The sequence below is a fragment of the Pseudomonas sp. AC252 genome, assembly GCF_979258105.1.
Genome location: NZ_OZ409837.1, coordinates 1871774 through 1896802, shown reverse-complemented (window position 1 = coordinate 1896802; position 25029 = coordinate 1871774). Strand labels below are relative to the sequence as shown.

The window sequence follows — 25029 nt, the reverse complement described above, 5'->3', positions numbered from 1 at the left end:
CCAAACTTAGGCGCGGAGAGTGATGCGCGAAACTGGCGAGACCCGTGACAAGCAGGCAATTTTTCAAAACCACGACCCCTTGGGCTGATCTTTCGCCATTTCCTACACGCGGTGTAGAAGGGGCTGTCAGACCGAGAGAAAAACCCGGTAGGACAACAGGCGAAACAGTTGTTGTATTTGTTCTGCGATCAATCTGTGCCAATTGCACGACAATTTCAACAGGCCAAACCGTGACCGGTCAGTTCTGGATAGCGTAGACCGATTTATTCACGCGGGACGGTTCCCGAACCCTCGATGGATGTGTTTAGAATGCCCCTTGTCGCGATAATCCGAACGGTGTTTCGGGGGTTGCGGCGCAGAGTGAAACTGACCACTAAAACAAGAACTAAGACGTGCCTGATGAAGGACGCGTGCCGGTACTACCGGGCCGATCCAGTATCTGGTCGTCACAGCATGAAGTTGCCGGTATGGCTGCTTTATCGTGGGATGCCATGAATTTCATTCTTTACTCAGACGTCAACGACAACTCCATCAGCCAGAGTCTTGGTCGTCCCGAATACAGTTATTACTTTGTGCTCAAGGCTTATCGTCCATTGCTGGAAAGCCTCGGTCGTGTGCACGTCGTTTCCACGGTGGCAGAAGTCGACCCGCTCTATCGGCGACTGCTCGCCGCTGGCGAAGACAGCGTATTCCTGTCGTTCGCCCCTCCTCAGAAAACCCCGGCCGATCTTCATTGCCCGACGATGTGCGTCGTGGCGTGGGAGTTCGATTCGATTCCCGACGAACAGTGGGACAACGACCCACGCCAGGACTGGACGCAAATGCTCGCGCGCCAGGGCCGGGTTATCACCTTGTCGAGCCACACTGCCCGGGCGATCCGGCGAGCCATGGGTGAGGATTTTCCGGTGCTGGTGTTGCCGACAGCGCTATGGGAAAAGTTTTCCGATATTCGTCAGGCGCATGTCCCGGCATCGATCAACGCGGGCGCAACCTTGGCGATCAAAGGCTGTATTTTCGATAGCCGCGAACTCGACTTGTCGGCCGATGCGCTGATCCCCGCTCCGTTGACGCCTGAAGAAGAGGCTGCGCTGGCGGCTGAAATAGAAGCCGCGCGTCCACCGCCGCTGACACTCAAGCGCCGGTTCGTCATCGCCCGGCACTATCTGCGCCTGTGGGCACTGGATCTCGGGCGTGACCTGGCAGAGCCGGTCCCAAGGGTAAAATACCTGCAGAACTGGTACTGGGAGGGGGTTCGTGATCGCGTTCCCGACAACCTTCACGCTTGGCTCGAGCAACGTCTGCCCGCCATTTGCGGCGCGCAACCGATTCTGGTCAGCGAACCACCGCCGCTGGACCTGCCGGCCACCGACCGCATCGTTGAAACCCGTGTCGACGGTGTGGTGTACGTTTCGGTGTTCAATCCCAAGGATGGCCGCAAGAACTGGCATGAACTGATTACCGCGTTTTGCTGGGCATTTCGCGAGCAGCCAGACGCGACCCTGGTGGTCAAGATCACCCAGAACGATCTGGCCTTGTATTACAGCGAATTGATGACGTTGCTCGCGCAGCTCAGCCCGTTCGCTTGCCGCGTTGTGGTGATGCACGGCTACCTTGACGACGCGCAGTATGCCGAGCTCTACAAGGCGGCGACGTTCTACGTCAATGCCTCGCGCTGCGAAGGTTTGTGCCTGCCGTTGATGGAATTCATGTCCAGCGGCAAACCGGTGATCGCGCCTGCCCATACGGCCATGGAGGATTACATCGACGAGTCGGTGGCATTCGTGGTCAGGTCCAGCGAAGAGTTGACGATCTGGCCCCAGGACACGCGGATTATTTACCGCACCCTGCGCTACCGACCGGACTGGGGTTCGCTGAAAAGCGCCTACGAAAACAGTTACCGCATGGCCACTGCGCACCCGCAGGATTACCAGCGGATGTCGGCCGCCGCCATCGAGCGGATGCACGATTACTGTGCGTTCGCGCCATTGCAGACACGCCTGGCGGATTTTTTCGCGCTGGCTCCCAAGGCCACTGATATCGAGCCTGTTCTGGATAACGCCTCATGCTGATCATCATTCATTCTGAAACCAATCAGCACACCATTACGCAAAATCTGGGGCGGTCGGAGTACAGCTATTACTTCGTGCTCAAGGAATATCGACCGGTTCTCGAACGAATCGGGCGCGTTATCGAAGTGGCTGATCCGCAGACGCAAGTCGACGCGCTCTATGGCGAATGCCTGGCGCGAGGCGAGCCTTGTGTATTCCTCTCGTTTTCGCCACCGCACCGCACTCCAGTCGATCTGGCGTGTCCGACCGTGCCGGTGTTTGCCTGGGAATTCAGCACGATCCCCAACGAGCCGTTCGCCGGTGAGCCACGCAACGACTGGCGCAGCGTTTTGCACGCCTGCGGAGCGGCTGTCACCCATTCCAATTATACCGTCGCTGCGGTCCGCGAAGCCATGTCCGCGGACTACCCGATCAGCGCCATCCCGGCGCCGGTCTGGGACCGCTTCGCCGCACGCGGGATGCAAGCACAGGATCATTGCGCTGCCGAGCCGCTGCGCTTGACGATCAAAGGGCTGGTGGCCGACAGCCGTCAGCTCGACTTGAATGCCTTCGCCCCAGAGCATTTGCGCAGCGGCGAGGGCATTGATTTTGCCGCACCGGTGACCGAGCAGACCCTGTCCCTTGAGGGCGTGGTGTATACGTCAGTGTTCAATCCCGGCGATGGCCGCAAGAATTGGGAGGACATGCTCAGCGCGTTCTGTGTGAGCTTTCGCGAAGTCGAAGACGCTACCCTGGTGCTGAAACTGACACACTTCGATGCTGAAGAGGCGCTGGCTGACATCCTCCATCATTTGTACAAAAACCAGTCCTATCGGTGCCGTATCGTGTTGATTCACGGTTATCTCGCCGATCCGGACTACGAGCGACTCGTGCAGGCGACTCGTTATGTCGTGAACACGTCCTACGGGGAAGGCCAGTGCCTGCCTCTGATGGAGTTCATGTCTTGCGGCAAGCCCGCAGTAGCGCCTCGAACCACGGCAATGATCGATTACCTGAGCGCTGAGAACGCGTTTCTGATCGAGTCCACCGACGAACTGACAGCCTGGCCGCACGATCCGCGCAAGGCATTTCGCACGCTGCGGTACGTGACCAACTGGGCATCATTATGTGAGGCCTACCGGGCCAGTTACGACGTTGCAAAAAATCAGCCGCAGCGTTATGCCGCGATGTCCGCACAAGCGGTCGACAGCCTGCAGGCTTTTTGCAGTCAGGCCGTGGCAGAGCAGCGCCTGCGGGAATTTCTTGCACAGTTGTTCGAACACCGTGCCGCTGCAGGGGAAGCCTGCCAAGCATGAACGGCAAGCGCATCATGGATATAGAAGTGCTGCGCGCCGTCGCCGTACTGGGAGTATTGTTCCATCACCTGCAGGGCAGTCTGTTCGCGGACCCGGTGCCTTTGCTGGACAGCATTCACGGCAGTCTGCAAACGTGGTGGGGCGTCGATCTGTTTTTCGCCATCTCCGGTTTTGTCATCGCTCGCAGCCTGGTTCCGGCGTTGCAAGGTTGTACCAGTCGCCAGGAGTGTTGGCAGCAGACGCGCAACTTCTGGCTGCGCCGCGCCTTTCGCCTGCTGCCGTCGGCTTGGCTATGGCTCGCGCTGATGCTGCTGGCCTGTGTGTTCCTCAATCGCTCCGGCGCTTTCGGTACCTGGCATGCCAACGTGCAAGCGACCCTGGCCGGCGTGTTGCAATACGCCAATTTCCGTTTTGCCGACAGCTTCTTCCGATATGAATACGGCAGCAGTTTTGTCTACTGGAGCCTGGCGCTGGAGGAGCAGTTTTATCTGCTGTTTCCGCTGCTGATCCTGCTATTTCGCCAGCGCCTGGTCTGGGCGCTGCTGGCGCTGGTCGCGGTGCAGATTCTGACCGTGCGCACCCCGTTTTTGATGGTGGTGCGCACCGACGCGCTGGCCCTTGGCGTGCTGTTGGCGATGTGGAGCGCACGGCCCGGTTATCAGCGCTGGCAGCCAACCTGGCTGGCTCCACCGTGGGCGGGGATTTCAGCCTTGATCGCCCTCGCATTGCTGCTCAGCTTCATGGCCACCGATCGTTTCACCTTCGCGCCTTATCGCATCGGTTCAATCGCCCTGCTCAGTGCCGTGCTGGTGTGGATCGCTTCATACAACCGCGATTACCTGGTGCCTGCCGGTGCGGTGCAACGGTTACTCGCGTGGATCGGCAGCCGCTCCTATGGCATTTATCTGATCCATATCCCGGCCTATCAACTGGTGCGTGAAGTGATTTTCCGTTTGCAGAGCGCCGGTTTGCCGAGTCCTGCCGGGCATCCGGTGTGCACGCTGTTGCTGGCGTGCGCACTTATCGTGTTGCTCAGTGAACTGAACTACCGCTTGATCGAAATGCCGATGCGCAACCGTGGCGCCGCGTTGGTCAAGCGCCTCGGCACGCCCCGATCCGCCCTTCCATCCACTGGAGCCACCTCATGCTGAGCCTTTTGAAGAAACTCACGAACGCCTCGCCGGCGCAGCCTGTTGCGGCGGTTGCCGAGAAGACCGACCCGTACATGCTCGGCCTGCACGATGCGATGCTCAGCGGCTGGTTCAATCAGCAAACCGGCGAACTGTTCACAGGGTTTCCGGTAAGCCCCGACGACACGCTGCTCGACGTCGGCTGCGGCGATGGCGGTAACGTGCATTTTTGCGGCACGCGCGGGGCGAAGATCATCATTGCCGATATCGATGCGGCCAAGGTTGAAGCCACCCGCCAGCGCTTGAGCGATACTCCGGCGCGCGATGTTGAGTGCCACGTCACCGATTGCAATCCGCTGCCGATTGCCGACGCCACGGCGACACGTGTGGTCTCGACGGAAGTGATCGAACATGTCGACGACCCTGCGCAGTTTCTCGCTGAGCTGGTACGGGTTGGAAAACCTGGCGCGTTGTACCTGCTCAGTGTGCCGCACCCGAGCTCCGAAGACCTGCAAAAGGACATCGCCGCACCCGAGTACTTCCAGAAACCCAATCACATACGCATCATCAGCGAAGAGCAGTTCAAGGCGATGGTCAGCGACGCCGGGCTGGAAATCATCAGCCATAGCCAATACGGCTTTTACTGGTCGATGTGGATGATGCTGTTCTGGGAAGCCAAGGTCGAATTCAGCAACCCGGATCACCCACTGCTCAATCACTGGGCCGACACGTGGCAAGCGGTACTCGACTCCCCGCGCGGGGCGCAGATCAAACAGGCGCTGGATGCGGTGGTGGCGAAGAGTCAAGTGATCATCGCGCGTAAACCAGCGGCATCCGTGTAGGAGCTGCGGCACGCTGCGATCTTTTGACCTGGAGTCTTGAAGCAAGATCAAAAGATCGCAGCCTCGTTTCACTCGTCAGCTCCTACGGGTTTTTTGTGTAACCTTGCGGCCTGTGGTCTCAGGGATTTTCAGGGTATGCGGTTTATCGTGGGTCTGTTTCTTGGCGTCTTGCTTGCGGGTTGCGAGCAACACGTCGCACCTGCCCTGGACCAGCAACTCTATGTCTGGCAGCGGCAATGGACGTCCGCGCATGCGCCGGCATTGAGCGATAGTCGCAGTGACTTCTCGACGTTGCGGGTGCTGGCATTGCAGGGTTTTCCCGGTACCCGTTGGAGCAGGGCGCAGGTCGATCCAGCGTTATTGAAAGCGGATGGCCGATCGTTGATCGCGGTGGTTCGCCTCGACGGCCAGCTTCGATCACTGGATCAGGAGCAGGTCACCGCGCAGATTCTGCAAGTCGTCGCCGACTGGCAGGCACGGGGCCTCACGCTGAGCGGCGTCGAGATCGACCACGATGCCGGCAATGCACGGCTGCCCGCGTACGCTGAGTTCCTCAAGCATTTGCGCGCGGCTTTGCCGCCATCTCTACCTTTGAGCATCACCGCGCTGCCGGCCTGGCTCGACAGTGCGCAATTGCCGGCACTTTTGCACAGCGTTGATAGCAGCGTGCTGCAAGTCCATGCCGTGAGCGATCCGCGACTGGGTCTTTTCGACGCCAAGCAGGCGTTGAAATGGGCCAAGGCCTGGGCCCGTATCAGCGACAAACCCTTCTATCTGGCGCTGCCAGCTTATGGCGTTGCGCTGTTGAGCGCTGACGGTGGCGCGCCGGTGGTGGAGAGTGAAGTACAACTGGAGCGCGGCGGGCAGCGCCGGGAGCTGCTTGCCGATCCGCTGCAACTCAGCCAACTGGGCAAGACCTTGCGCGAGGATCCACCCGAGCATCTGGCCGGGCTGATCTGGTTTCGCTTGCCGCTAGCCAACGATCGGCGCGCCTGGAGCCTCACCACTTTGCGTGCCGTGGCTCGTGGCGATGTGTTGAGCAGTCAGTTGCGCTTGTCATTCAAAGAGCAGGGCGGTCTCTATGACATCCAGCTCGAAAACCATGGCAATCTCGACAGCCCTTGGCCCGCGCAAATCACGCTGAAGGCGCAGGATTGTGCAGGCGCCGACGCGCTCGCCGGTTATGCATTGCAACAAAGCGCCAATCTGCTTACCTTCACCCGCCTGCGAGACGGCCGCTTGCCGGCGGGCGGGCAGTGCGCTGTCGGTTGGGCGCGTTGTGCACATATTGATCAAGGAGGTTCGCATGTTGACCCGTAACTGGCCCCGCCATCTGCTTTGCCTGAGCCTCAGCCTGCCGCTGGGTTCGGCGCTGGCCTGCGGCCCGGACTTCCCGATGCGCCTGCTCGACAATCGCGCACAGACCTTGGCCGATCTGCCCGAGGGCAGTTTCAGCTTCGAGGTCAGTCGCCTCGGTAAAACCATTGCCGGGCTGAAAAATGTCACTGCTGCGACCCATAACCCCAACGACTATGCCGAAGACAACGCGTCAGAGTTGGCGCGCGAACAGGCTGAGCAGGTGGGCCTGAGCGCTGAGCAATACGCCGTGGTCAAGCGACTGCGCGGGCTCAGCGATGCGCATCAGGCCGAGGAGCAGGGCGCCAGTCTGCCGGCGGAAATCCGTTTGTACGTCGCCGGCGCCGTGGCCTTTGCCACCGGCGATCAGCAATTGGCCACAGAGTATTTCAACAAAGTGCTGGCGCTGCCGGCAGACCAGCGCCCGTTGCGCAGCACGTGGGCGGCGTATTCCCTGGGGCGCATCGCTTTTGCCCTGAGCAACGAGGCGCACGATCGTATCGAAGCGCTGGAACAGGCGCGTGATGCCTTTCGCCAGGCCCGGCAGTTGAGTATCGATGGCTTCAGCGATCCGCTGGAACTGGGCGTTGCCAGCCTCGGTGAGGAGGCGCGGGTGCTGCGCAGTGCCGGGGACTGGAGCGGCGCCATCGAACTGTACGAAGCACAGAACCTGCACGGTTCGGCCGTCGGTTACACCTCGCTCAAGCAACTGATGAACGAACTGGCCGAATTGCCGGAATCTCAGCTGGCGAAGCTGCTGCAGCAGCCAGCGGTGCAGCAACTGGTCACGGCATCGCTGGTCAGCCGTCAGGGCTGGTCATTTGGTGAGCAGCCGCCAAACGAGAAGAAACTGGTGACGCTGTTGCAGAACAGCACGCGTGGCAGCCTCGACAATGCCGATCGACTGGCGGCGATGAGTTATCAACAGGGCGACTACGCGTCCGCCAAGGCCTTTCTGGTAAACGCCGGCGACGGCGGGCTGGCCTGGTGGCTGCGGGCAAAACTCGCAGTGCGTGACGGCGATACGACTGCCGCTGCCGCCGCCTACGCCAAAGCCGCCCAGGCCTTCCCGCAAAACGAAGACTGGGGTTATCGCCGCACGCCGGACTGGGCGTTTGAAACGGTGCAGCCAAAATGTCGGGTCGAGGGCGAAAGCGCGATCCTGGCGCTGCAACGCGGCGAGTATCTGCAAGCCTTTGTGCAGTTGTATCGCAGCAATAGCCTTTACTGGTTCGATGCCGCGACAGTTGCCGAGCGCGTGATGACGGTCGATGAGCTCAAGCGTTATGTCGATGAGAACGTGCCGGCGCCGCCGCCATTGACCCAACAGGAGCGCGACAACTATGTGCCGCTGTCGGCGGCCGCCAATCTGCGCAATCTGCTCGGTCGGCGCTTGCTGCGTGAGGGGCGTTACGAGGAAGCGGTCGCTTATTTCGCCAGTGACGATCTGCAGCACAAGGCCAGGCTGTATGGCGAGCAACGGCTCAAGGCCGAGTCGGCGTGGTGGCCGAGCAAACGCGCCAGTGCGTTGTACAACGCCGCATGGACGGCCCGGGAGTGGGGCATGGACATCCTCGGTTATGAGATGGCGCCTGATTACGCCACCTTCGGCGGCAATTACACGCTGGAGAGCACGAAGCTGGATGTCGGCCCGCTGATTTCCACGGCGGAAGTGCAGCGCCAGCAGGCCAGCGCCGCGCAACCGGATCAGCGTTATCACTATCGTTTTGTCGCTACGGCATTGGCCAGTCGCGCCGCCGATAACCTGCCGCACACCAGTCAGGCGTTTGCGGCGGTGTTGTGCAACGCGGCCGGCTGGAACAGCAGCCTTGAAGACCAGAGTGCGCTGTACCAGCGCTACGTCAAGGAAGGTCCTTATGTGCTGTGGGCGGTGGACTTCGGTAATCAATGTCCTTACCCGGACTTCGAGAATGCTGACAAGCGCTACGTCACCCAGGTGACCGATGCTGTACGTGCGACGCTGCGGCCGTACAAGTGGCCGGTGCAGATTGGCGTCTTCGTCGTGGTCACGGCCATCGCGTTACTACTCATTACCCGTCGTCAGCGCAAGGTACGCAAGGCTTAAGCCTGCTGAATGAAGCTCAGGCGCACGGCAAAACCAATCAACAGGCTGCCGAACAGCCATTGCTGAATGCGCTGGGCGGTCGGACTGTGTCGCAGCCAACGGCCCAGTGCCGCGCCGGTCATGGCGACAACACTGTCGAACAGCAGCCCGACGCTGACCAGCACCAGGCCGAGCACGGCGAACTGTGTCAGCACCGGCGCGCCGTCGCTGACGATAAACTGTGGTAACAGCACTGAGCAGAACAGCAAGGCTTTGGGGTTGAGCAGGTTGGTCAGCAGGCCGCGCCGGATCGCTTGGCGCCACTGATCCTCAGTAGGTGTCGGTTCTCCTGTTTGCAGGTTGGGAACCAGTGAGCTGCGAAAACATTGAATGCCGATCCACAGCAGATACGCCGCACCCGCGATGCGCACCACATCAAACGTCCACGGTGCGGTTTTGAACAGCGCCGCCAGGCCCAATGCCGCCAGTGCCACGTGACAGGCACGGGCGATGGCCAGGCCCAGCGCTGTGGCCAGCGCCGCACCTCGACCTTGCCGCGCACCGGTTTGCAAGAGCAAGATCATGTCCGGTCCCGGCAGTAGCAGAACCACAGCCAGCGTCAGGATAAACAGCCACAGGCTTGCCACATCACACCCCTTTTCGATGTCGATTTACTTCGGCCAGTCTAGAGCGAGAGGGCAGGGCAGGTGCTTGCGTAGTCGGCTTCAAACCGTGGCGGGTTTGGCATAACCTGCTGGTTTTCAATCGCCAGACTATCGGGATCTGCCAAAGATGAAACTCGACGCCTATGACCGCAAGATTCTCGCCGCGCTGCAACGCAACGGCCGCTTGAGCAATGTCGAGCTGGCGGAGGAAATCGGCTTGTCGGCCTCGCCGTGTCTGCGCCGGGTGCGCATGCTGGAAGAGGCGGGGGTGATTCGAGGCTACCAGGCCAATCTCGATCGCGATGAAGTCGGGCTGGGGCTGACGGTGTTTGTCGGGGTCAAGGTCGAGCGGCACAACGAAGAACGCGCCGAGGCTTTTTATGCCGCTGTTACTGCGCTGCCAGAGGTGGTCTCAGCATTTCTGGTGTCCGGCGAATCGGATTTCCTGTTGCAAGTGGTCGTCCCTGACTTGCGCGCTTATGACCGCTTTGTCAGTGCGCACCTCCTGAAACTGCCGGGGGTGAGCGATATTCGCAGCAACTTTGCCATTCATACGGTGAAAGCGCCGGGGGCGTTGCCGTTGGGGCATCTTCCGCTGTAGACCGAGTAGGGGCCATTCGCGAGCAGGCTGGCTCCCACAGGGGGAACGCGATGCTCCTTGTAGGAGTGAGCCTGCTCGCGATAGCGATTAACCAGACGCCGTATTTCCAAGCTACATCTGCGTCGCCATCCCCTCGACATTCATCGCTGCCTGACGCAACGCTTCCGAGCGCGTCGGGTGCGGATGGCAGGTCAGGGCGATGTCCTCGGCCGACGCGCTGAACTCCATCGCCACACAGAACTCGCCGATCATCTCGCTCACGCTCGGCCCGACCAAGTGCACGCCGAGCACTTCGTCCGTGCGCTCGTCGGCGAGGACTTTGGCAAAGCCTTCTGTTTCGTGATTGATCTTCGCCCGGCTGTTGGCGGTGAAGGGAAACTTGCCGACCTTGTAGGCACGGCCCTCGGCCTTGAGCTGTTCTTCGGTCTGGCCGACGCTGGCCAGTTCCGGTTGGGTGTAGATGACGTTGGGGATCAGCGCGTAATTGACCTCGCCAGCCTTGCCGTGGATCTGCTCGACGCAGGCCATGGCCTCGTCTTCAGCCTTGTGCGCGAGCATCGGCCCGGACGTGACGTCGCCGATCACCCAGACCCCGGCGGCTTCGGTGCGATGTTGCTGGTTGGCGAGCATGCCGCGTTTGTCGGTACTCAGGCCGACGTTCTCCAGCCCTAGGCCCTGGGTGTATGGCCGGCGCCCGATGGCCACCAGCACATAGTCGGCTTCGATCAGCTCAGCCGTGCCACCGGCGGCAGGCTCGACGCTCAGCTGCACGCCTGTAGCTGAACTGGTGGCGCTGGTGACCTTGGAGCTCAATTTGAAGGCGATGCCTTGCTTGCTCAGCGCGCGCTGCAAGGTGTTGCCGGCCTCGCCATCGACGCCGGGGCAGATGCGATCAAGGTATTCGACCACGGTGACCTGCGCGCCGAGTCGCCGCCATACCGAACCCAGCTCCAGGCCGATCACCCCGGCGCCAATCACTACCAGGTGCTTGGGCACTTCACTCAGCGACAACGCGCCAGTGGAATCGAGGATGCGTTTGTTGTCGATTTCTACGCCGGGCAGGGGAGTGGGCTCGGAGCCGGTGGCGATGATGATGTCCTTGGCGCTGAGCTCGGTCTTGTTGCCCTGATCATCGGTCACCGTGACCTTACCTGGGCCGTCGATGTGGCCCCAGCCCTTGATCCAGTCGACTTTGTTTTTGCGAAACAGAAATTCAATGCCCTTGGTCAGGCCAGCAACGCTTTCGTCCTTCTGCTTCATCATCTGCGCGAGGTTCAGTGTTGGTTTGACCTCAATGCCGAGATTGGCGAACTCGGTGCCCACTGCAGCGGCGTACAGCTCTGAGGCGTGCAACAAGGCTTTGGACGGCATGCAACCAACGTTGAGGCAGGTGCCGCCGAGGGTCGCGCGTCCTTCGACGCAAGCGGCTTTGAGGCCAAGCTGGCCGGCGCGGATCGCTGCGTTATAACCGCCGGGCCCGCCGCCTAGAATTACTACGTCATAGTTGCTCATGCGCTTGCTCCACATTGCTCGAAGGGGATAGCCAAGATTAGTCGCGATAAAAATTATGTACGTAATATGAGCTTTGCCGGACATTTCGGTCAAGGCTTCAGGCAAGCGACAGCTGCGGCGTTTTTGAATAGCGGTAAATGTGTACGAATATTTCACAGTTTCCGTTATATCGTAACGCTAAGACCAATTTAGCCGGGGTGATATGCAAGTCGATTTTGAGTTGGACGCTACGCCAGTAGCCGAGCTGCCGCGCTTTCAGCAAGCTGGCGAGCAGGGACGCAAGTTGCGTTGGCTGGCTTGCGGACTCGGCGGGTTGGCCGGGCTGGGCTGGCTGTTGGCGTTTTTCATCGGCTTATTTGCGCCGCAATCCGTGTGGTTGCCGTTGTTGGTCAATCAGAGCGCAGCGTTGCTGGTGCTGGTTGCCGGGCTGCAATCGGCCTGGTGGGTGGCGCAATGGCGCGCGCGGGTGATGCATCCGCCAACTGCGCAACCGGGGGTGGAGGAGGGCGTCGCTGCCGAAGGTTGGTACGAGAGGCTGCTGGAGCGATTGAGTCTGCGCGGCCGGTATTTGCTAGGACAAATCGGCGCGCCGGCATTGTGGCTCGCTGGCTGGGCATTGCTGGTTCTGCTCAGCACCGACCAAGTGTGGAGTCTCGCTTTACCTGCGGCGGCCTTGGGCCTGTCGGCAAACGTTGGTGCAGCATTGACGTTGTTGCTGGCCTTCGCCTTGCTGGTGCTGGAGCGGCAACTGGCGCAGGACCCTCCAGCGCAGTGGCCAGAAGCGGCTGCGCTGGCGCAACTGACCCGCGTGGTGATCATCACCCTGTTGATCGGTGCACTGTGTCTGTTGTTTGCCAGCGAGCACGCCGTCTGGCCGATTCGCGTTGCAGTGCTCAGCGCAATCTTGCCGATGCTGGTTGCCCTTGAACTGTTGTTGCGCGCGGCGCTGTCAGTCTTCAGCCCGCGCCGCGAACAGCTCGAACCGACCCTGCTGGCGCGCAGTTTTATCGCCGATATGCTGCGTTGGCCGCCGCAGCCGTGGCTGGCGTTACAGCATGAAATGCACAACCGTTTCGGCATCGATTTGCGCCAGATCTGGGCCTTCAGTTACATGCGCCGGGCGTTGTTGCCGGTGTTGGCAGTGGTCGCCCTTAGCGGTTGGCTGCTGACAGGGGTACATGAAATTCCCCTGCAAGGTCGCGGCATCTATGAGCGCTTCGGTAAACCGGTACAGGTTTTCGGCCCGGGTTTGCATAGCGGGTTGCCTTGGCCATTGGGGCGTGTGATCTCCGTTGAAAACGGCGTGGTCCATGAACTGGCGACCAGTGTCAACGACAAGCCAATCACCGTGCCGTCCGACTCCGCTGAAGGCCCAGCGCCGCTGACCGCCAACCGTTTGTGGGACGCCAGCCACGTTAATGACAAGTCCCAGGTCATCGCCAGCAGCCGGGGCACGCAGCAGGGCCTGCAAATCGTCAACATGGACGTGCGCTTCGTCTATCGCATCGGTTTGAACGACGAGGCGGCACTCGCCGCGACTTATAACAGCGCCGATGTACCGACGCTGATTCGCAGCATCGCCAGCCGCATTCTGGTTCACGATTTTGCCTCGCGCACCCTCGACGGACTGCTCGGCGACGACAGGGCAGGGCTGGCCGAGGAAATCGGTCGCGCAGTGCAAAGTGATCTGAACAGATTGAACAGCGGCGTGGAGATCCTCGCCACAGTCGTCGAAGCGATTCATCCACCGGCCGGCGCGGCGAATGCCTATCACAGTGTGCAAGCGGCGCAGATCGGCGCGCGGGCGTTGATCGCTCGCGAACGCGGGGCGGCTGCGCAGGCCACTAACGAGGCGCAGTTGCAGGCGAGTACGGCGCGGGATCAGGCAACGGCCAATGCGCGGGAAATCAACGCCGCTGCGCAAACGGCAGACCTTAAATTCAGCGCCGAGCAAAAAGCCTTCGCCAGTGCTGGCCAGGCCTTCGTGCTGGAGCAATATTTCAACCAGCTCAGTCAGGGCTTGAGGAAAGCCAGGTTGCTGGTGCTCGATCATCGACTCGGCGGCAGCGCAAATGCGCCAACCATCGATCTGCGCACTTTCACGCTGCCGGCTGATCCGTCGCCCGCCCGTACCACCGCTCAACCAGGAGCCACCCATTGAGCCAGTCGCCTGTTCAAGACGTTCACGACCACAGCGGGCATCACCATCATCACGGCGATCCGCAAGAGGCCGGTCCATTTCCATGGCGGCGTATGGCTTGGGCTGCGTTGCTGGTGGCGTTTGCCATTGCCGCCGCGAGTCTGGTGCAAGTGCGCTCCGGTGAAGCCACGGTCATCACCCGTTTCGGTAATCCTTCGCGGGTATTGCTTGATCCCGGTTTGAGCTGGCGATGGCCTGCACCGTTCGAGGCGGCGATCCCGGTGGACTTGCGTCTACGTACCACCTCAAGTGGTTTGCAGGACGTAGGCACCAAGGACGGTTTGCGCATCATTGTTCAGGCCTACGTGGCGTGGCAGGTGCAGGGTGATCCTGAACACGTGCAGCGCTTCATGCGTGCCGTGCAGAATCAGCCGGACGAAGCGGCGCGGCAGATTCGCACCTTTGTCGGCTCGGCACTGGAGACCACGGCCAGCAGTTTCGATCTGGCCAATCTGGTCAATACTGATGCCAAACAAGTGCGCATCGGTGATTTTGAAGCGCAGTTGCGTCAGCAGATCGACCAACAGTTGCTCGCCACTTATGGCGTGCGTGTGGTGCAGGTGGGTATCGAGCGGCTGACTTTGCCCTCGGTCACACTCAGCGCCACGGTCGACCGCATGCGCGCTGAGCGTGAAACCATTGCCACGGAACGTACAGCCATTGGCAAACGCGAAGCGGCGCAAATTCGCTCCGCCGCCGAGCGCGATGCGCGAATAGTCCAGGCTGATGCAACGGTGAAAGCCGCTGACATTGAAGCGCAGTCACGGGTTGAGGCTGCGCAGATTTATGGTCGCGCCTACGCCAGCGCGCCGCAGCTTTACAACCTGCTGCGCTCGCTCGATACCCTCGGCACCATTGTCACACCGGAAACCAAACTGATTCTGCGCACCGATGCTGCGCCGTTCCGTGTGTTGGTCGACGGCCCACCGGCGCTCGACAAAAAAGCCGGATCGCAACCATGAGCGAAGAAGTTCCACGTGGAACACATGCGTTGAACAGTCCGTGGATTCAGGCCGGCCGTCTGACCTTCATCGCCTTGTATGTGATCACTGTTTTGGCCGCATTAGCATGGGCGGTCTCGAATGTCCGGCAGATTGATCCGCAAAACCGCGCAGTAGTACTGCACTTCGGTGCGCTGGATCGCGTTCAGAATGCCGGACTGTTATGGGCGTGGCCGCAGCCGTTTGAGCAGGTGGTTCTGTTGCCGACGGCGGATCGGGTGATCGAGCGTCGAGTGGAAAATCTGTTGCGCAGTGACGAGGCGCTGAAGGCAGACCGGGTAGCGTCCTTCGCCACGCCATTGAGCGATGCACTGGCCGGGTCTGGTTATTTATTGACCGGTGACGCCGGCGTAGTGCAATTGGACGTGCGAGTGTTTTACCAAGTCTCCGATCCCTATGCGTTCGTGTTACAGGGCGAACATGTGCTGCCAGCGCTCGATCGGTTGGTAACGCGCAGCGCCGTGGCCCTGACCGCCGCGCGAGATCTCGACACCATTCTGGTTGCTCGCCCGGAATTGATCGGCGCCGACAATCAGGCAGCCGAGCGGCGCGAGCGATTGCGCGGTGATCTGGTGCAAGGCATCAACGCGCGTCTCGCCGAGCTGAAGGCGAGCGGTCAGGGCATCGGTATCGAGGTGTCACGGGTCGATGTGCAATCGAGTCTGCCGGAGCCCGCGGTCAGTGCCTTCAATGCGGTCCTCACCGCCAGTCAGCAGGCCGATAAAGCCGTGGCCAATGCGCGAACCGAGGCGGAAAAGCTTACGCAATCTGCCAACGAACAGGCTGATCGCACGCTGCAGGTGGCTCACGCGCAGGCGAGCGAGCGCCTCGCGAAATCCTCGGCCGATACTGCTACCGTCTCAAGTCTGGCCACGTCTGCCGATCCGCAAATGCTCCTGCGTCTGTATCGCGAGCGCATGCCGAAAATTCTCGGTCAGGCCGGCTCTGTCACTAGCGTGAACCCGAGAGACGATTCCCGGTTGATCATTCAAGGAGCCAGTCAATGACGGCGACTACCGCTGCTCCAAGCCTGTTGTCCTCGGCTGAACAACGTCGCGCCGCGCGTCAGTTGACCCTGGCGATGCTTGCGCTCGGACTGCTGGGCCTGGGTTTGCTCTGGCGCTGGACCGTCCCTGAGCAGATTGGCGTCAGTCAGTTATTGCTCGGTTTTGCCTCTCTATTGGTAGCGGTTCCGGTGATGCGTTCGGCGTGGTACAGCCTGCGTTATCCAAGCCTGCATGGCATCACCGATCAATTGATCGCGCTGGCGATGCTCGGCGCCTGGGCGACCGGTGATCTGCTCACCGCGGCGTTGTTGCCGATCATCATGATCTTCGGCCATGTGCTTGAGGAGCGCAGCGTCATCGGTTCCCAGGAAGCAATCAACGCACTTGGCCAGTTGACCCGCAGCCATGCGCGCAAGCTACAAGCGGACGGTTCGATCATCGAAGTGGACAACGGCATGCTCAGCGCTGGCGATGTTGTCGAGGTGCGGGCCGGTGATCGGGTGCCGGCGGACGGTCGGGTGTTATCCGGCGAAGCGAGTCTCGATACGGCGTCGATTACCGGTGAGTCGGTACCGGTGGATGCGGACGTCGGCATGCTGGTGTTCGGCGGCGCGATCAACCTCGATGGATTGCTGCGTGTCGAAGTCACTCGCACCGGCGACGAATCCACTTTGGGCAAAGTCATCGCTTTGATGCAGAACGCCGAGCGCTCGAAACCGCCGATCACGCGATTGCTCGAACGCTATGCCGGCAGTTATATGGTGCTGGTCTTGTTGCTGTCAGCGGTGACCTGGTTCGCCACCAACGATGCACAGGCGATGCTCGCGGTGTTGGTGGCAGCGTGTCCGTGTGCATTGGTGCTGTCGGCGCCGGCCACGGCAATTGCCGGTGTCGCCGTTGCTGCGCGCCATGGGATTCTGATTCGCAGCTCGGCATTTCTTGAAGAGCTTGCCGATCTGACCTCGCTGGTGGTCGACAAGACCGGCACGCTGACTTACGGCACGTTGCGCTTGCAGGCGATCGACAGCCTGAATGCGGACACCGCCGAAGCGCAGACACTGGCCGCCAGTCTTGGCGCGGCAAGCAGTCATCCGGTGAGCCGGGCACTTGCGGGGATGGCCGATCAAGAGACCTATTGGCCTCTAACTGATATCCATGAGCGCCAAGGGTTGGGTGTAGTGGCGATGACAGGGAAGGGCGAAGCTGCGCTCGGTCGTCCAGAGTTGTTCGCGCAACTGGGCATCACTACAGCCCTTGTTCCCGAACATGATGGCCCGATCGCCGGCCTGGCTTTGAACGGCAAGTTCCTCGCCTGGCTGTTGCTCGCCGACAGCGTCAAACCGGAAGCACGCATTGCCTTAAACGAATTGCGCGAACTGGGGCTGGGACGACAACTGCTGCTGACGGGTGATCGTCAGAGTGTCGCCCGAACCTTGGCGCAGGAAGTCGGGCTGAATGAAGTCCAGGCGCAAGCGCTACCAGAAGACAAACTAAACCGAGTGCTCAAGGAAATCGACCACGGCTTCCGGCCGATGGTAGTTGGCGATGGCATCAACGATTCACTTGCGCTAAAGGCCGGGGTCGTCGGCGTGGCGATGGGCGCTGGCGGCGCCGACATTGCATTGGCGTCGGCGGACATTGTCCTGATCGGCAGCGATCTGCGTCGCCTCGGTACCTGTGTGCGCTTGAGCCGTCAGTGCCGGCGCGCCTTGCAGGTCAATGTAATCATCGGTCTCGGCTGGACGCTGGCCATCGTGGTCTTCGCGGCTTTCGGTTGGCTTGGCGCCGCAGGGGCGATGATCGCAGCGCTGCTGCATAACCTGAGTACCCTGTTGGTGTTGGGCAACGCCGGACGTTTGCTGCGTTTTCAGGAGCCATTGCTCAAGCTCGACGCTCAGGCGAAATGAAAGAAAATTCATCGAACCGCGGGCTGAACAGGCAGTCATTTATCGTAAGGCGCGTGGTATCTGCTGTTCAGCCGAGGCGCTGGTGACGATAGACACGGCTTATCGAATCGATAGCCTGCTATTTTTTCAGGTTGGTCTACCCTCAGATCAGACGTCTGAAACAAGGGGGATTTTCCATGCTCGCGCAACTTCCACCGGCCTTGCAGAACCTGCAGCTACCGCTTCGCCTGCGACTCTGGGACGGCCATGAGTTCAATCTGGGCCCGACGCCCAGCGTGACCATCGTCGTCAAGGACCCGCAGATGGTCACTCAATTTACCCACCCAAGCCTGGATGCGCTGGGTGCGGCGTTCGTCGAAGGCAAGCTGGAACTGGAGGGCTCGATCAGCGAGGTGATCCGGGTTTGCGACGAATTGAGCAGTGCGCTGCTCGACGAGGAAGAAGGCAGCCAGCCAGTGCGTGCGCATCACGACAAAGACACTGACGCCAAAGCCATTTCCTACCACTACGACCTGTCGAATGCGTTCTACCAGCTGTGGCTGGACAGCGACATGGTGTATTCCTGTGCCTATTTCGAAACCGGCAGCGAAACCCTCGAGCAGGCGCAGCAAGCCAAATTCCGCCATCTCTGCCGCAAGCTGCGTTTGCAGCCGGGCGAGTATTTGCTGGATGTCGGCTGTGGTTGGGGCGGTCTGGCGCGGTACGCGGCGCGAGAGTTCGGTGTGAAGGTTTTCGGTATTACTTTGAGCAAGGAGCAGTTGGCGCTGGCGCAGGAGCGGGTTAAGGCCGAAGGGCTGGAAGACCAGGTCGAGCTGCAATTGCTCGACTATCGCGATTTGCCGCAGGACGGTCGCTTCGACAAGGTTGTCAGCGTCGGCATGTTCGAACACGTCGGCCACGCCAATCTCGCCGAGTATTGCGCGACGTTGTTCGGCGCGGTGAAGGAGGGCGGGCTGGTGATGAACCATGGGATCACCGCCAAGCACACCGATGGCCGTCCGGTTGGACGCGGTGCTGGCGACTTCATCGAAAAATACGTTTTCCCCAACGGCGAGTTGCCGCATCTGTCGATGATCTCAGCCGAGATCAGTGAAGCCGGGCTGGAAATCGTCGATGTCGAAAGCCTGCGCCTGCATTACGCGCGCACGCTTGATCACTGGAGCGAGCGACTGGAAGACAACCTCGAAGCCGCGGCGAAGCTGGTACCCGAGCAAGCGTTACGTATCTGGCGCCTGTACCTGGCTGGTTGCGCATATGCGTTCGCGCGGGGCTGGATCAATCTGCATCAGATCCTTGCCGTGAAAGCGCATCCCGATGGCAGCCACGAACTGCCGTGGACCCGCGAAGACATTTACAACCCCTGATACCGAGCGTTCAGAGAATGGGCGAAATCAGCCGGGCGATCCGCATGCCGACCTGTTGCAGGCGGTGGATCTCCCGGCTTTCTTCTTTAGCCACTTCATCGGCTTGGGCGAAATCCTCGTTGAGCATGCGTTCCACGCAGGCGGCGAACTCGCTGTCAACGGTCAGCAACATCACTTCGAAATTCAGGCGGAACGAGCGATTGTCCAGATTGGCGCTGCCGATGGCGCTGATCTCGCTGTCGATCAATACCACTTTCTGGTGCAGAAAACCCGGTCGATAGCGGAACACCCGAACGCCGGCACGCACCGCCTCAAAGGCATACAGGCTGGACGCGGCATAGACGATGCGGTGATCAGGCCGCGACGGCAACAGCAGTCGAACATCGACCCCGCGTAGCACCGCCAGCCTCAATGCCGCGAACACCGCTTCGTCCGGGACGAAGTAAGGGCTGGTGATCCATACCCGCTGCGTTGCCGCATGAATGGCTTCGACGAAAAACAGCGAGCAGGTTTCGTAGGCATCCGCCGGACCGCTGGCGAGCAATTGGCAAAGCACGCCATCCTCCGGATACGCATCCGGGAGGATCAACGGTGGCAATGTTCGAGCAGCCCAGAACCAGTCTTCGGCAAACGATTCCTGCATGCAGGCCACCACCGGCCCGCGTACTTTGACGTGGGTGTCACGCCACGGCGCCAATGGCGGCTTCTCACCCATGTATTCATCGCCGACGTTATGCCCGCCGACAAAGCCGACTACGCCATCGACCACGACGATTTTTCGGTGGTTGCGGAAGTTGACCTGAAAGCGGTTGAGCCAGCCGCTGCGTGTGGCGAAGGCTTTGACCTCGACGCCGGCATCACGCAGCGCTTGCACGTAATGATGGGGCAGGGCGTGGCTGCCAATGCGGTCGTAGAGTAAGTGAACGGAAACGCCTTCGGCGGCCTTCTTCAACAGCAAGTCACGCAAGCGCTGGCCGAGCCGATCGTCGTGGATGATGAAAAACTGGATCAGCACGGCTTCCTTCGCTTGTGCGATCGCCTGGAAAATCGCATCGAAGGTCGCGGTGCCGTTCACCAGCAGTTGCACTTCGTTGTTCGCCAGGCACGGCATGCGCCCCAGTTTAGGCATCGCGCGCAGTGAGGCGTAGGCACTCGAAGCGCGAGCGGCGAGGGCTTCTTCCACCCAAGGGCGCCAGTTCAGTTCGGAGATGGCCAGGCGCATCTGCTCGTTTGCCTGGCGGCGGGCCTTGATGTAGCCATCGAAGGTGCTGCGACCAAAGACCAGATACGGAATAAGCGTGAGGTAAGGAATGAAGATCAGCGACAATGCCCAGGCGATCGAGCCTTGCGCGGTGCGCACGGTGAGCACCGCATGGATCGCCGCGATCGACCCGAGTGTGTGCAACAGGGCGATCAGGTAACCGAAAATGTGCGGTCCGAAAAAATCCATGGGGCAGCCTTGCTCCGCGAAATGCAATGCTTAACAGACCATGTTCTGCGGCGAATGTCTCTATTTAATCGGTGCATGAACCGACGCAACCGGCCGGCGTCTAACGGCCACAACTGATCAGGAGTTTCTCGATGAACGTTCGTCTGCTGGGTTTGGCGCTGGGCATGAGTTTGGCTTTGCCGGTGGTTGCACAGGCACAAATGCTGCAGCCAGGATTGTGGGAGATGACTTCGAGCAATCTGAAGGTCGATGATCAGGCCATGGACGTGCAATCGATTCTTGGCCAGATCCAAGGCCAGATCACTCCGCAGCAGCGCGCGGCGCTGGAGAAGAATGGCATCAATATCGGCGGCAAAGGCATCCGCGCCTGCCTGACACCGCAGCAAGTGGCGACCAACGACATTCCGTTGGCCGACCCGCAATCGGGCTGCAAACAACAGATCACCGAACGCACCGGCAACCAATGGAAATTCCGCTTCAGCTGCCCGAAAGCCCAAGGCACCGGCGTAGCGACATTCCTCAGTGACCGCGAATTCACCACCGTCGCCAATGGCACCTTCAACGCCATTGGTATCAACCAGAAAGGTAGTCTGGAAACCCGTGCGGTGTGGCTGGGTCAGGATTGCGGTACGGTAAAACCTCGCGCATAAACCCTTCGCCGCGCTCCCCAGCTGGAACCCATTCCAACTGTGGGAGCGAGCCTGCTCGCGAATCGCCAGAACACCACACAGCTCATGGCTGGCTCAACGCCTTGTACAGCGTATTGAGGTTGTATTCGAACAGCCCGGTAAAGGTGCTCGCCGGTCCACTCGCCCCCAGTGCATCCGAGTACAGTGTGCCGCCGATGTGCGCACCGCTTTCATCCGCGATCTGCTTGAGCAGGCGCGCGTCCTTGATGTTTTCCATGAACACCGCTTTGACCTTGGCCTGGCGAATCTGCGTGATCAGCGCAGCGACTTCGGCGGCAGAGGGTTCGCGTTCGGTGGACAAACCCTGTGGCGCGATAAAGTCGATGCCATAGGCCTGACCTAAATAGCCGAAGGCATCATGGCTGGTAACAATCTTGCGATTGCCCGGCGGCAGTGCGCCAAGTTTGCTCTTGGCTTCGGCGAGCAGAGTGTAGATCTGTTTGAGATAGGTCTGGCTGTTGCGCTCGTAGTCAGCCTTGTTGGCCGGGTCAGCGGCAATCAGCGCTTTGGTGATGTTGGCGACATACAACTGGGCGTTCGCCAGGTTGTGCCAGGCGTGTGGGTCAGGAACGGTTTCGCCGTCTTCATCGAGCGAACGTGGTATCACCCCGCGACTGGCACTGATCACCGTCGCCCTGCTGTCGGTGCTGGTCACCAGGCGATCCAGCCAAGGCTCGAAACCGAGGCCATTCTTGATGATCACTTTGGCTTTGAGCAACGCCTTGGCATCGTCCGGGGTCGGCTCGTAGGTGTGCGCATCGGCATCCGGTCCGACCATGTTGGTGATCTGAACGTGCTCGCCGCCGACGTGATGAACCATGTCGGCGAGGATGCTGAAGCTGGTGACCACCGGCAGTTTTTCGGCGGCCGACAAGGACATCGACAGCATCAGGCTGAACAGCACGAATAGAGCGCGCATCGGGAAACACCTCATTGGGACGTGAGCAAAGGCGGGCGGCGCAACAAACCGTGAACCGGTCCGAACACTACCGACAGCAGATAGCCGCCCCCCGCGACCAGCACGATGGCCGGGCCGCTGGGCAGCGAGTAGTAGAACGACAGCAGCAAACCCAGCCAGACCGACACGCAGCCCACGACGGCGGCGACGGCAATCAGTATCGGCAAACGGCGACTCCAGAATCTCGACGCGGCAGCCGGAAGCATCATCAGCCCGACTACCATCAGTGCGCCGATGGCCTGAAAGCCGATCACCAGATTCAGCACGACCAGAGTCAGGAACACGCCATGAGCCAGTGGCCCGAGGCGACTGACCGTGCGCAAGAACAACGGGTCGAGTGTGTCCAACAGCAGGGGTTTGTAGATCGCGGCCATGGCCATGAGGCTGATCGCCGAGACCCAAAGCATGCCGGTCAGCGTCGGTCCATCCACGGCTAGCGCCGAGCCGAACAACAGATGCAAAAGATCAAGGCGTTTGCCGGCGAGGCCGAGAATCAGCACGCCGCTGGCCAGTGAGATCGGATAGATCGCGGCGAGGCTGGCGTCCTCGCGCAAACCCGTACGCCGGGTGATCCAGGCCGCCAGTCCGGCCATGCTCAGACCGGCTCCCATGCCACCGAGGGTGAGGGCGGGAAGGCTCAGACCGGCAAACCAGAATCCCAGCGCTGCACCGGGGAGAATGCCGTGGGCGACAGCGTCACCGATCAGACTCATCCGTCTGAGAATCAGAAACACGCCCAAGGGTGCCGTGCTGCACGCCAGCACCAAGCCGCCAAGCAAGGCCCTGCGCATGAACACGAAGTCGCCGAAGGGTTGCCAGAAATGGCTGAGGGTGGCGAGCATCAGGCCACCTGCATGCGCGCTGTCGGCTGGATCAGTTCCCGACTGGTTCCGTACACGCAGTGGCCGTTTTTGATCAGCAGGGTATTCGGAATGTGTTGGCGGACAGCCGCCAGATCATGGCAGATCACGACCAGTGTTCGGCCCCCGGCGTGCCAGTGGTGGATGTGTTGCCAGAGCAGTTGCTGGCCGAGTTCGTCGAGTGCGGCGTGCGGTTCATCGAGCAACAGCACCGGGGCGTCAGCGAGGCTCAGGCGTGCGAGCAAGGCGCGTTGTAACTCACCGCCTGACAGAGCCATCAACGGGCGCTGTTCGAGCCCACTCAAGTGCCAGTCTTCCAATGCGTTTTTCAGTCGCTGTGTGCGCAGTTGTGTCGAGAGCCGACGGCCCCAGAAACCTGCGGCGATGAGCTCTTCGAGGCTGATTGGGAATTGGCGATCAAGGTGCTGCTGTTGCGGCAGGAAGGAAATTCCGCTTTGTCGTGGAACAGCCATGTCTACTTTGCCAGCCAAAGGTTTTTGCAAACCGGCGATGACTTTCAGCAGGCTGCTTTTGCCGCAGCCGTTGGCGCCGATGATGGCGGTCAGGCTGGCGCTTTCGAACTCAAGACTGAGAGGCGTCGTCAGCGGTTGGCCAGGCGTGCCCCAGACCAGCGATTGGCAGCGGATCATGGCTGCTCCCGTTGCCAACTGCTCTCTGCAACAGCGTCGTGGGCATGCAGGCTTTCGGCGTGGATCACGCGAATGTGGAATTGGTTGATGCCGGGCGTGCGTTGCAGTGCCAGGTTGAGACGGCGCGCGGCGTCTTCGCAGAACATCAGGTTCTGCCCATTGGCGAGTGCGAAGGCTTGCTCGTCGGGGCGTTTTACTGCGGTCTGCACGGCGGTGCCGAGGGCTGCTTCAGCGTCATTGATGATCGCGGTCAGCGGTAGCTCATCGATGAAGTTGTCGAGTTGCAGGTGCAGTTGTGCGTAGCTGCGTTGGCTGTGCGGTGTCGCTACGATCCCTTTGGTTGAGCCGAGCCATGCCAGGACATCTTCATGTTGCAGAGTCTTGTTAGCGAAATCGTCAATGAATTGCTGTTGGATCAGCTGTCTTGCCAAGGCTGCGGAGCATGGGCACGTCGAGGAATAGGGCAGTTCAATTTTTAGTTCCACGTGGAACATTTGCTGTTTCAGGCTCGCTGAAATGGACGCCGTATAGGATTTCCAGCCGGCTAAGGGGCTGACCAACGCGGGTCGTTTCAGCAGCAAGTCGGTGTGAATGTTCAGATATGCGCAGGCGGATAGGCCTTGGTGACTTCGCAGAAAACGCTCGAGTACCTGATGCAGCACAGCGGGAGAAAGGCCTCGCTGCTCGAGCGCTTCGAGGGCCAAATACAAGCGCGACATGTGAATCCCGCGCGCTTCACTATCATCCAGACTCACGCCAGCGTCGACTCTGGCGCTGAGGCGCTGGCCTTCAAGCAAAACGGGCAGAGCGATCTCACGCATTCCCACCCAATCGAGAGGCATTGCCTGGCGTGCAGATTGTGCGGCGATATCCGGGAGAGTAAGAGCATTCATGGTTTGAGACCGTCGTATTGAACTCTTTTAACGTTACATTATAGCATTCCATTGAGCGATGTTTTTTTCATGAAAAGGTTTTCACTAGCAGCCCGTCATTCGGCTACAAGTGAACCTTACGCTGCTACCGCCTGAACTGGAAAAGCGGTTGATGGTCGTCCAGCCGACACGACGGGTATAGCCAACCCAAGCCTCGCCATCGGAGGCGATGCCGGTAAAAAAGGTTAATAGGCCGAAACGGCTGTTGGTCTGCGCCCAATAGCGATGGCCGTCCTTCTCGTATCCGCGCAGGTAAAGCGTGGTGCCCACCGTATTGACGCTATAGGCATTGCCGTCGGCGTCCACGCACGCCAGCAGATTAGCGCTGCGTGTGCAGTGCGCGAGCGCCGGCATCTGCGCTTGGGCTTGGCCGGCCAGCGACATAGCAAAGCTCAAGAGCAGGTATTTCAACCCGTTGTGCATTGGGAATTCCCACGGTCGGTGGTGCGGCAATTTGCGTAATCCTGGGTCGGACT

The 25029-nt window shown here is 60.4% G+C and carries 21 protein-coding genes; 13 read left to right on the top strand and 8 right to left on the bottom strand.

The window, feature by feature from the left end; translation table 11 throughout:
* The first annotated feature begins 491 nt into the window (after positions 1–491).
* The 6 genes from ACZZZ4_RS08860 (at position 492) to ACZZZ4_RS08835 (ending at position 8778) form a co-directional block, all read left to right on the top strand.
* Positions 492–2069: a glycosyltransferase gene (locus ACZZZ4_RS08860; protein WP_463547654.1), complete on the top strand. Its 1578-nt coding sequence runs from the start codon at positions 492–494 to the stop codon at positions 2067–2069.
* Entirely contained in the window at positions 2063–3364 is a 1302-nt protein-coding gene (locus ACZZZ4_RS08855; RefSeq protein ID WP_463547653.1) for a glycosyltransferase, read from the top strand. Before ACZZZ4_RS08860 ends, ACZZZ4_RS08855 begins: the two co-directional genes overlap by 7 nt.
* Positions 3361–4515: an acyltransferase family protein gene (locus tag ACZZZ4_RS08850; protein ID WP_310402860.1), complete on the top strand. Its 1155-nt coding sequence runs from the start codon at positions 3361–3363 to the stop codon at positions 4513–4515. The genes ACZZZ4_RS08855 and ACZZZ4_RS08850 overlap by 4 nt, the downstream gene beginning before the upstream one ends.
* Entirely contained in the window at positions 4509–5336 is an 828-nt protein-coding gene (locus tag ACZZZ4_RS08845) for a class I SAM-dependent methyltransferase (RefSeq protein ID WP_039757225.1), read from the top strand. The genes ACZZZ4_RS08850 and ACZZZ4_RS08845 overlap by 7 nt, the downstream gene beginning before the upstream one ends.
* Positions 5337–5471: 135 nt before the next feature.
* Positions 5472–6656: a DUF3142 domain-containing protein gene (locus tag ACZZZ4_RS08840; RefSeq protein WP_463547652.1), complete on the top strand. Its 1185-nt coding sequence runs from the start codon at positions 5472–5474 to the stop codon at positions 6654–6656.
* Entirely contained in the window at positions 6643–8778 is a 2136-nt protein-coding gene (locus ACZZZ4_RS08835; RefSeq protein ID WP_415761014.1) for a hypothetical protein, read from the top strand. The genes ACZZZ4_RS08840 and ACZZZ4_RS08835 overlap by 14 nt, the downstream gene beginning before the upstream one ends.
* Here the strand turns inward: ACZZZ4_RS08835 and ACZZZ4_RS08830 are convergent.
* Entirely contained in the window at positions 8775–9404 is a 630-nt protein-coding gene (locus tag ACZZZ4_RS08830; protein ID WP_463547651.1) for a LysE family translocator, read from the bottom strand. The genes ACZZZ4_RS08835 and ACZZZ4_RS08830 overlap by 4 nt on opposite strands.
* Before the next feature lie 145 nt (positions 9405–9549).
* On the opposite strand from ACZZZ4_RS08830, the gene ACZZZ4_RS08825 reads away from it, so the two are divergent.
* Positions 9550–10023 (top strand): Lrp/AsnC family transcriptional regulator, encoded by a 474-nt coding sequence (locus ACZZZ4_RS08825; RefSeq protein WP_024014870.1) that lies wholly within the window; start codon positions 9550–9552, stop codon positions 10021–10023.
* 111 nt (positions 10024–10134) lie between these two features.
* On the opposite strand, the gene lpdA is transcribed toward ACZZZ4_RS08825, so the two are convergent.
* Positions 10135–11535 (bottom strand): dihydrolipoyl dehydrogenase, encoded by a 1401-nt coding sequence (gene lpdA, locus ACZZZ4_RS08820; RefSeq protein ID WP_463547650.1) that lies wholly within the window; start codon positions 11533–11535, stop codon positions 10135–10137.
* A 202-nt stretch (positions 11536–11737) separates the two neighbouring features.
* On the opposite strand from lpdA, the gene hflK (ACZZZ4_RS08815) reads away from it, so the two are divergent.
* The 5 genes from hflK (ACZZZ4_RS08815) to cfaB all read left to right on the top strand — a co-directional run bounded on the left by hflK (ACZZZ4_RS08815) (position 11738) and on the right by cfaB (position 19014).
* Positions 11738–13696 carry a protease modulator HflK gene (hflK, locus tag ACZZZ4_RS08815; RefSeq protein ID WP_463547649.1) on the top strand — a complete coding sequence of 653 codons (1959 nt, stop codon included), beginning with the start codon at positions 11738–11740 and terminating at the stop codon, positions 13694–13696.
* Positions 13693–14697, top strand: coding sequence for a protease modulator HflC (gene hflC, locus ACZZZ4_RS08810; RefSeq protein ID WP_463547648.1), 1005 nt, complete (start codon positions 13693–13695; stop codon positions 14695–14697). Before hflK (ACZZZ4_RS08815) ends, hflC begins: the two co-directional genes overlap by 4 nt.
* Positions 14694–15743, top strand: a complete 1050-nt coding sequence (gene hflK, locus ACZZZ4_RS08805) for a protease modulator HflK (protein WP_463547647.1) — start codon at positions 14694–14696, stop codon at positions 15741–15743. The genes hflC and hflK (ACZZZ4_RS08805) overlap by 4 nt, the downstream gene beginning before the upstream one ends.
* A complete protein-coding gene (locus tag ACZZZ4_RS08800) occupies positions 15740–17650 on the top strand; it encodes a cation-translocating P-type ATPase (protein WP_463547646.1) in 1911 nt (636 codons plus the stop codon). Before hflK (ACZZZ4_RS08805) ends, ACZZZ4_RS08800 begins: the two co-directional genes overlap by 4 nt.
* 176 nt (positions 17651–17826) lie before the next feature.
* Positions 17827–19014: a C17 cyclopropane fatty acid synthase CfaB gene (gene cfaB, locus ACZZZ4_RS08795; RefSeq protein ID WP_463547645.1), complete on the top strand. Its 1188-nt coding sequence runs from the start codon at positions 17827–17829 to the stop codon at positions 19012–19014.
* A 10-nt stretch (positions 19015–19024) separates the two neighbouring features.
* On the opposite strand, the gene cls is transcribed toward cfaB, so the two are convergent.
* A complete protein-coding gene (cls, locus tag ACZZZ4_RS08790; protein WP_463547644.1) occupies positions 19025–20464 on the bottom strand; it encodes a cardiolipin synthase in 1440 nt (479 codons plus the stop codon).
* Positions 20465–20595: 131 nt separating this feature from the next.
* Here cls and ACZZZ4_RS08785 point away from each other — a divergent pair, with 131 nt between their 5' ends.
* Entirely contained in the window at positions 20596–21114 is a 519-nt protein-coding gene (locus ACZZZ4_RS08785) for a DUF3617 domain-containing protein (protein WP_039757244.1), read from the top strand.
* An 82-nt stretch (positions 21115–21196) separates the two neighbouring features.
* On the opposite strand, the gene ACZZZ4_RS08780 is transcribed toward ACZZZ4_RS08785, so the two are convergent.
* The 5 genes from ACZZZ4_RS08780 to ACZZZ4_RS08760 form a co-directional block, all read right to left on the bottom strand.
* A complete protein-coding gene (locus ACZZZ4_RS08780; protein WP_463547643.1) occupies positions 21197–22072 on the bottom strand; it encodes a metal ABC transporter substrate-binding protein in 876 nt (291 codons plus the stop codon).
* A gap of 11 nt (positions 22073–22083) precedes the next feature.
* Positions 22084–22953, bottom strand: coding sequence for a metal ABC transporter permease (locus tag ACZZZ4_RS08775; RefSeq protein ID WP_463547642.1), 870 nt, complete (start codon positions 22951–22953; stop codon positions 22084–22086).
* Positions 22953–23621, bottom strand: coding sequence for a metal ABC transporter ATP-binding protein (locus ACZZZ4_RS08770; RefSeq protein WP_463547641.1), 669 nt, complete (start codon positions 23619–23621; stop codon positions 22953–22955). The genes ACZZZ4_RS08775 and ACZZZ4_RS08770 overlap by 1 nt, the downstream gene beginning before the upstream one ends.
* On the bottom strand, positions 23618–24514 hold the full coding sequence (gene folE2, locus ACZZZ4_RS08765; protein WP_463547640.1) for a GTP cyclohydrolase FolE2: 897 nt from the start codon (positions 24512–24514) through the stop codon (positions 23618–23620). The genes ACZZZ4_RS08770 and folE2 overlap by 4 nt, the downstream gene beginning before the upstream one ends.
* An 84-nt stretch (positions 24515–24598) precedes the next feature.
* Positions 24599–24976 carry a glutamine synthetase gene (locus ACZZZ4_RS08760; protein ID WP_463547639.1) on the bottom strand — a complete coding sequence of 126 codons (378 nt, stop codon included), beginning with the start codon at positions 24974–24976 and terminating at the stop codon, positions 24599–24601.
* Between the last annotated feature and the right edge of the window lie 53 nt (positions 24977–25029).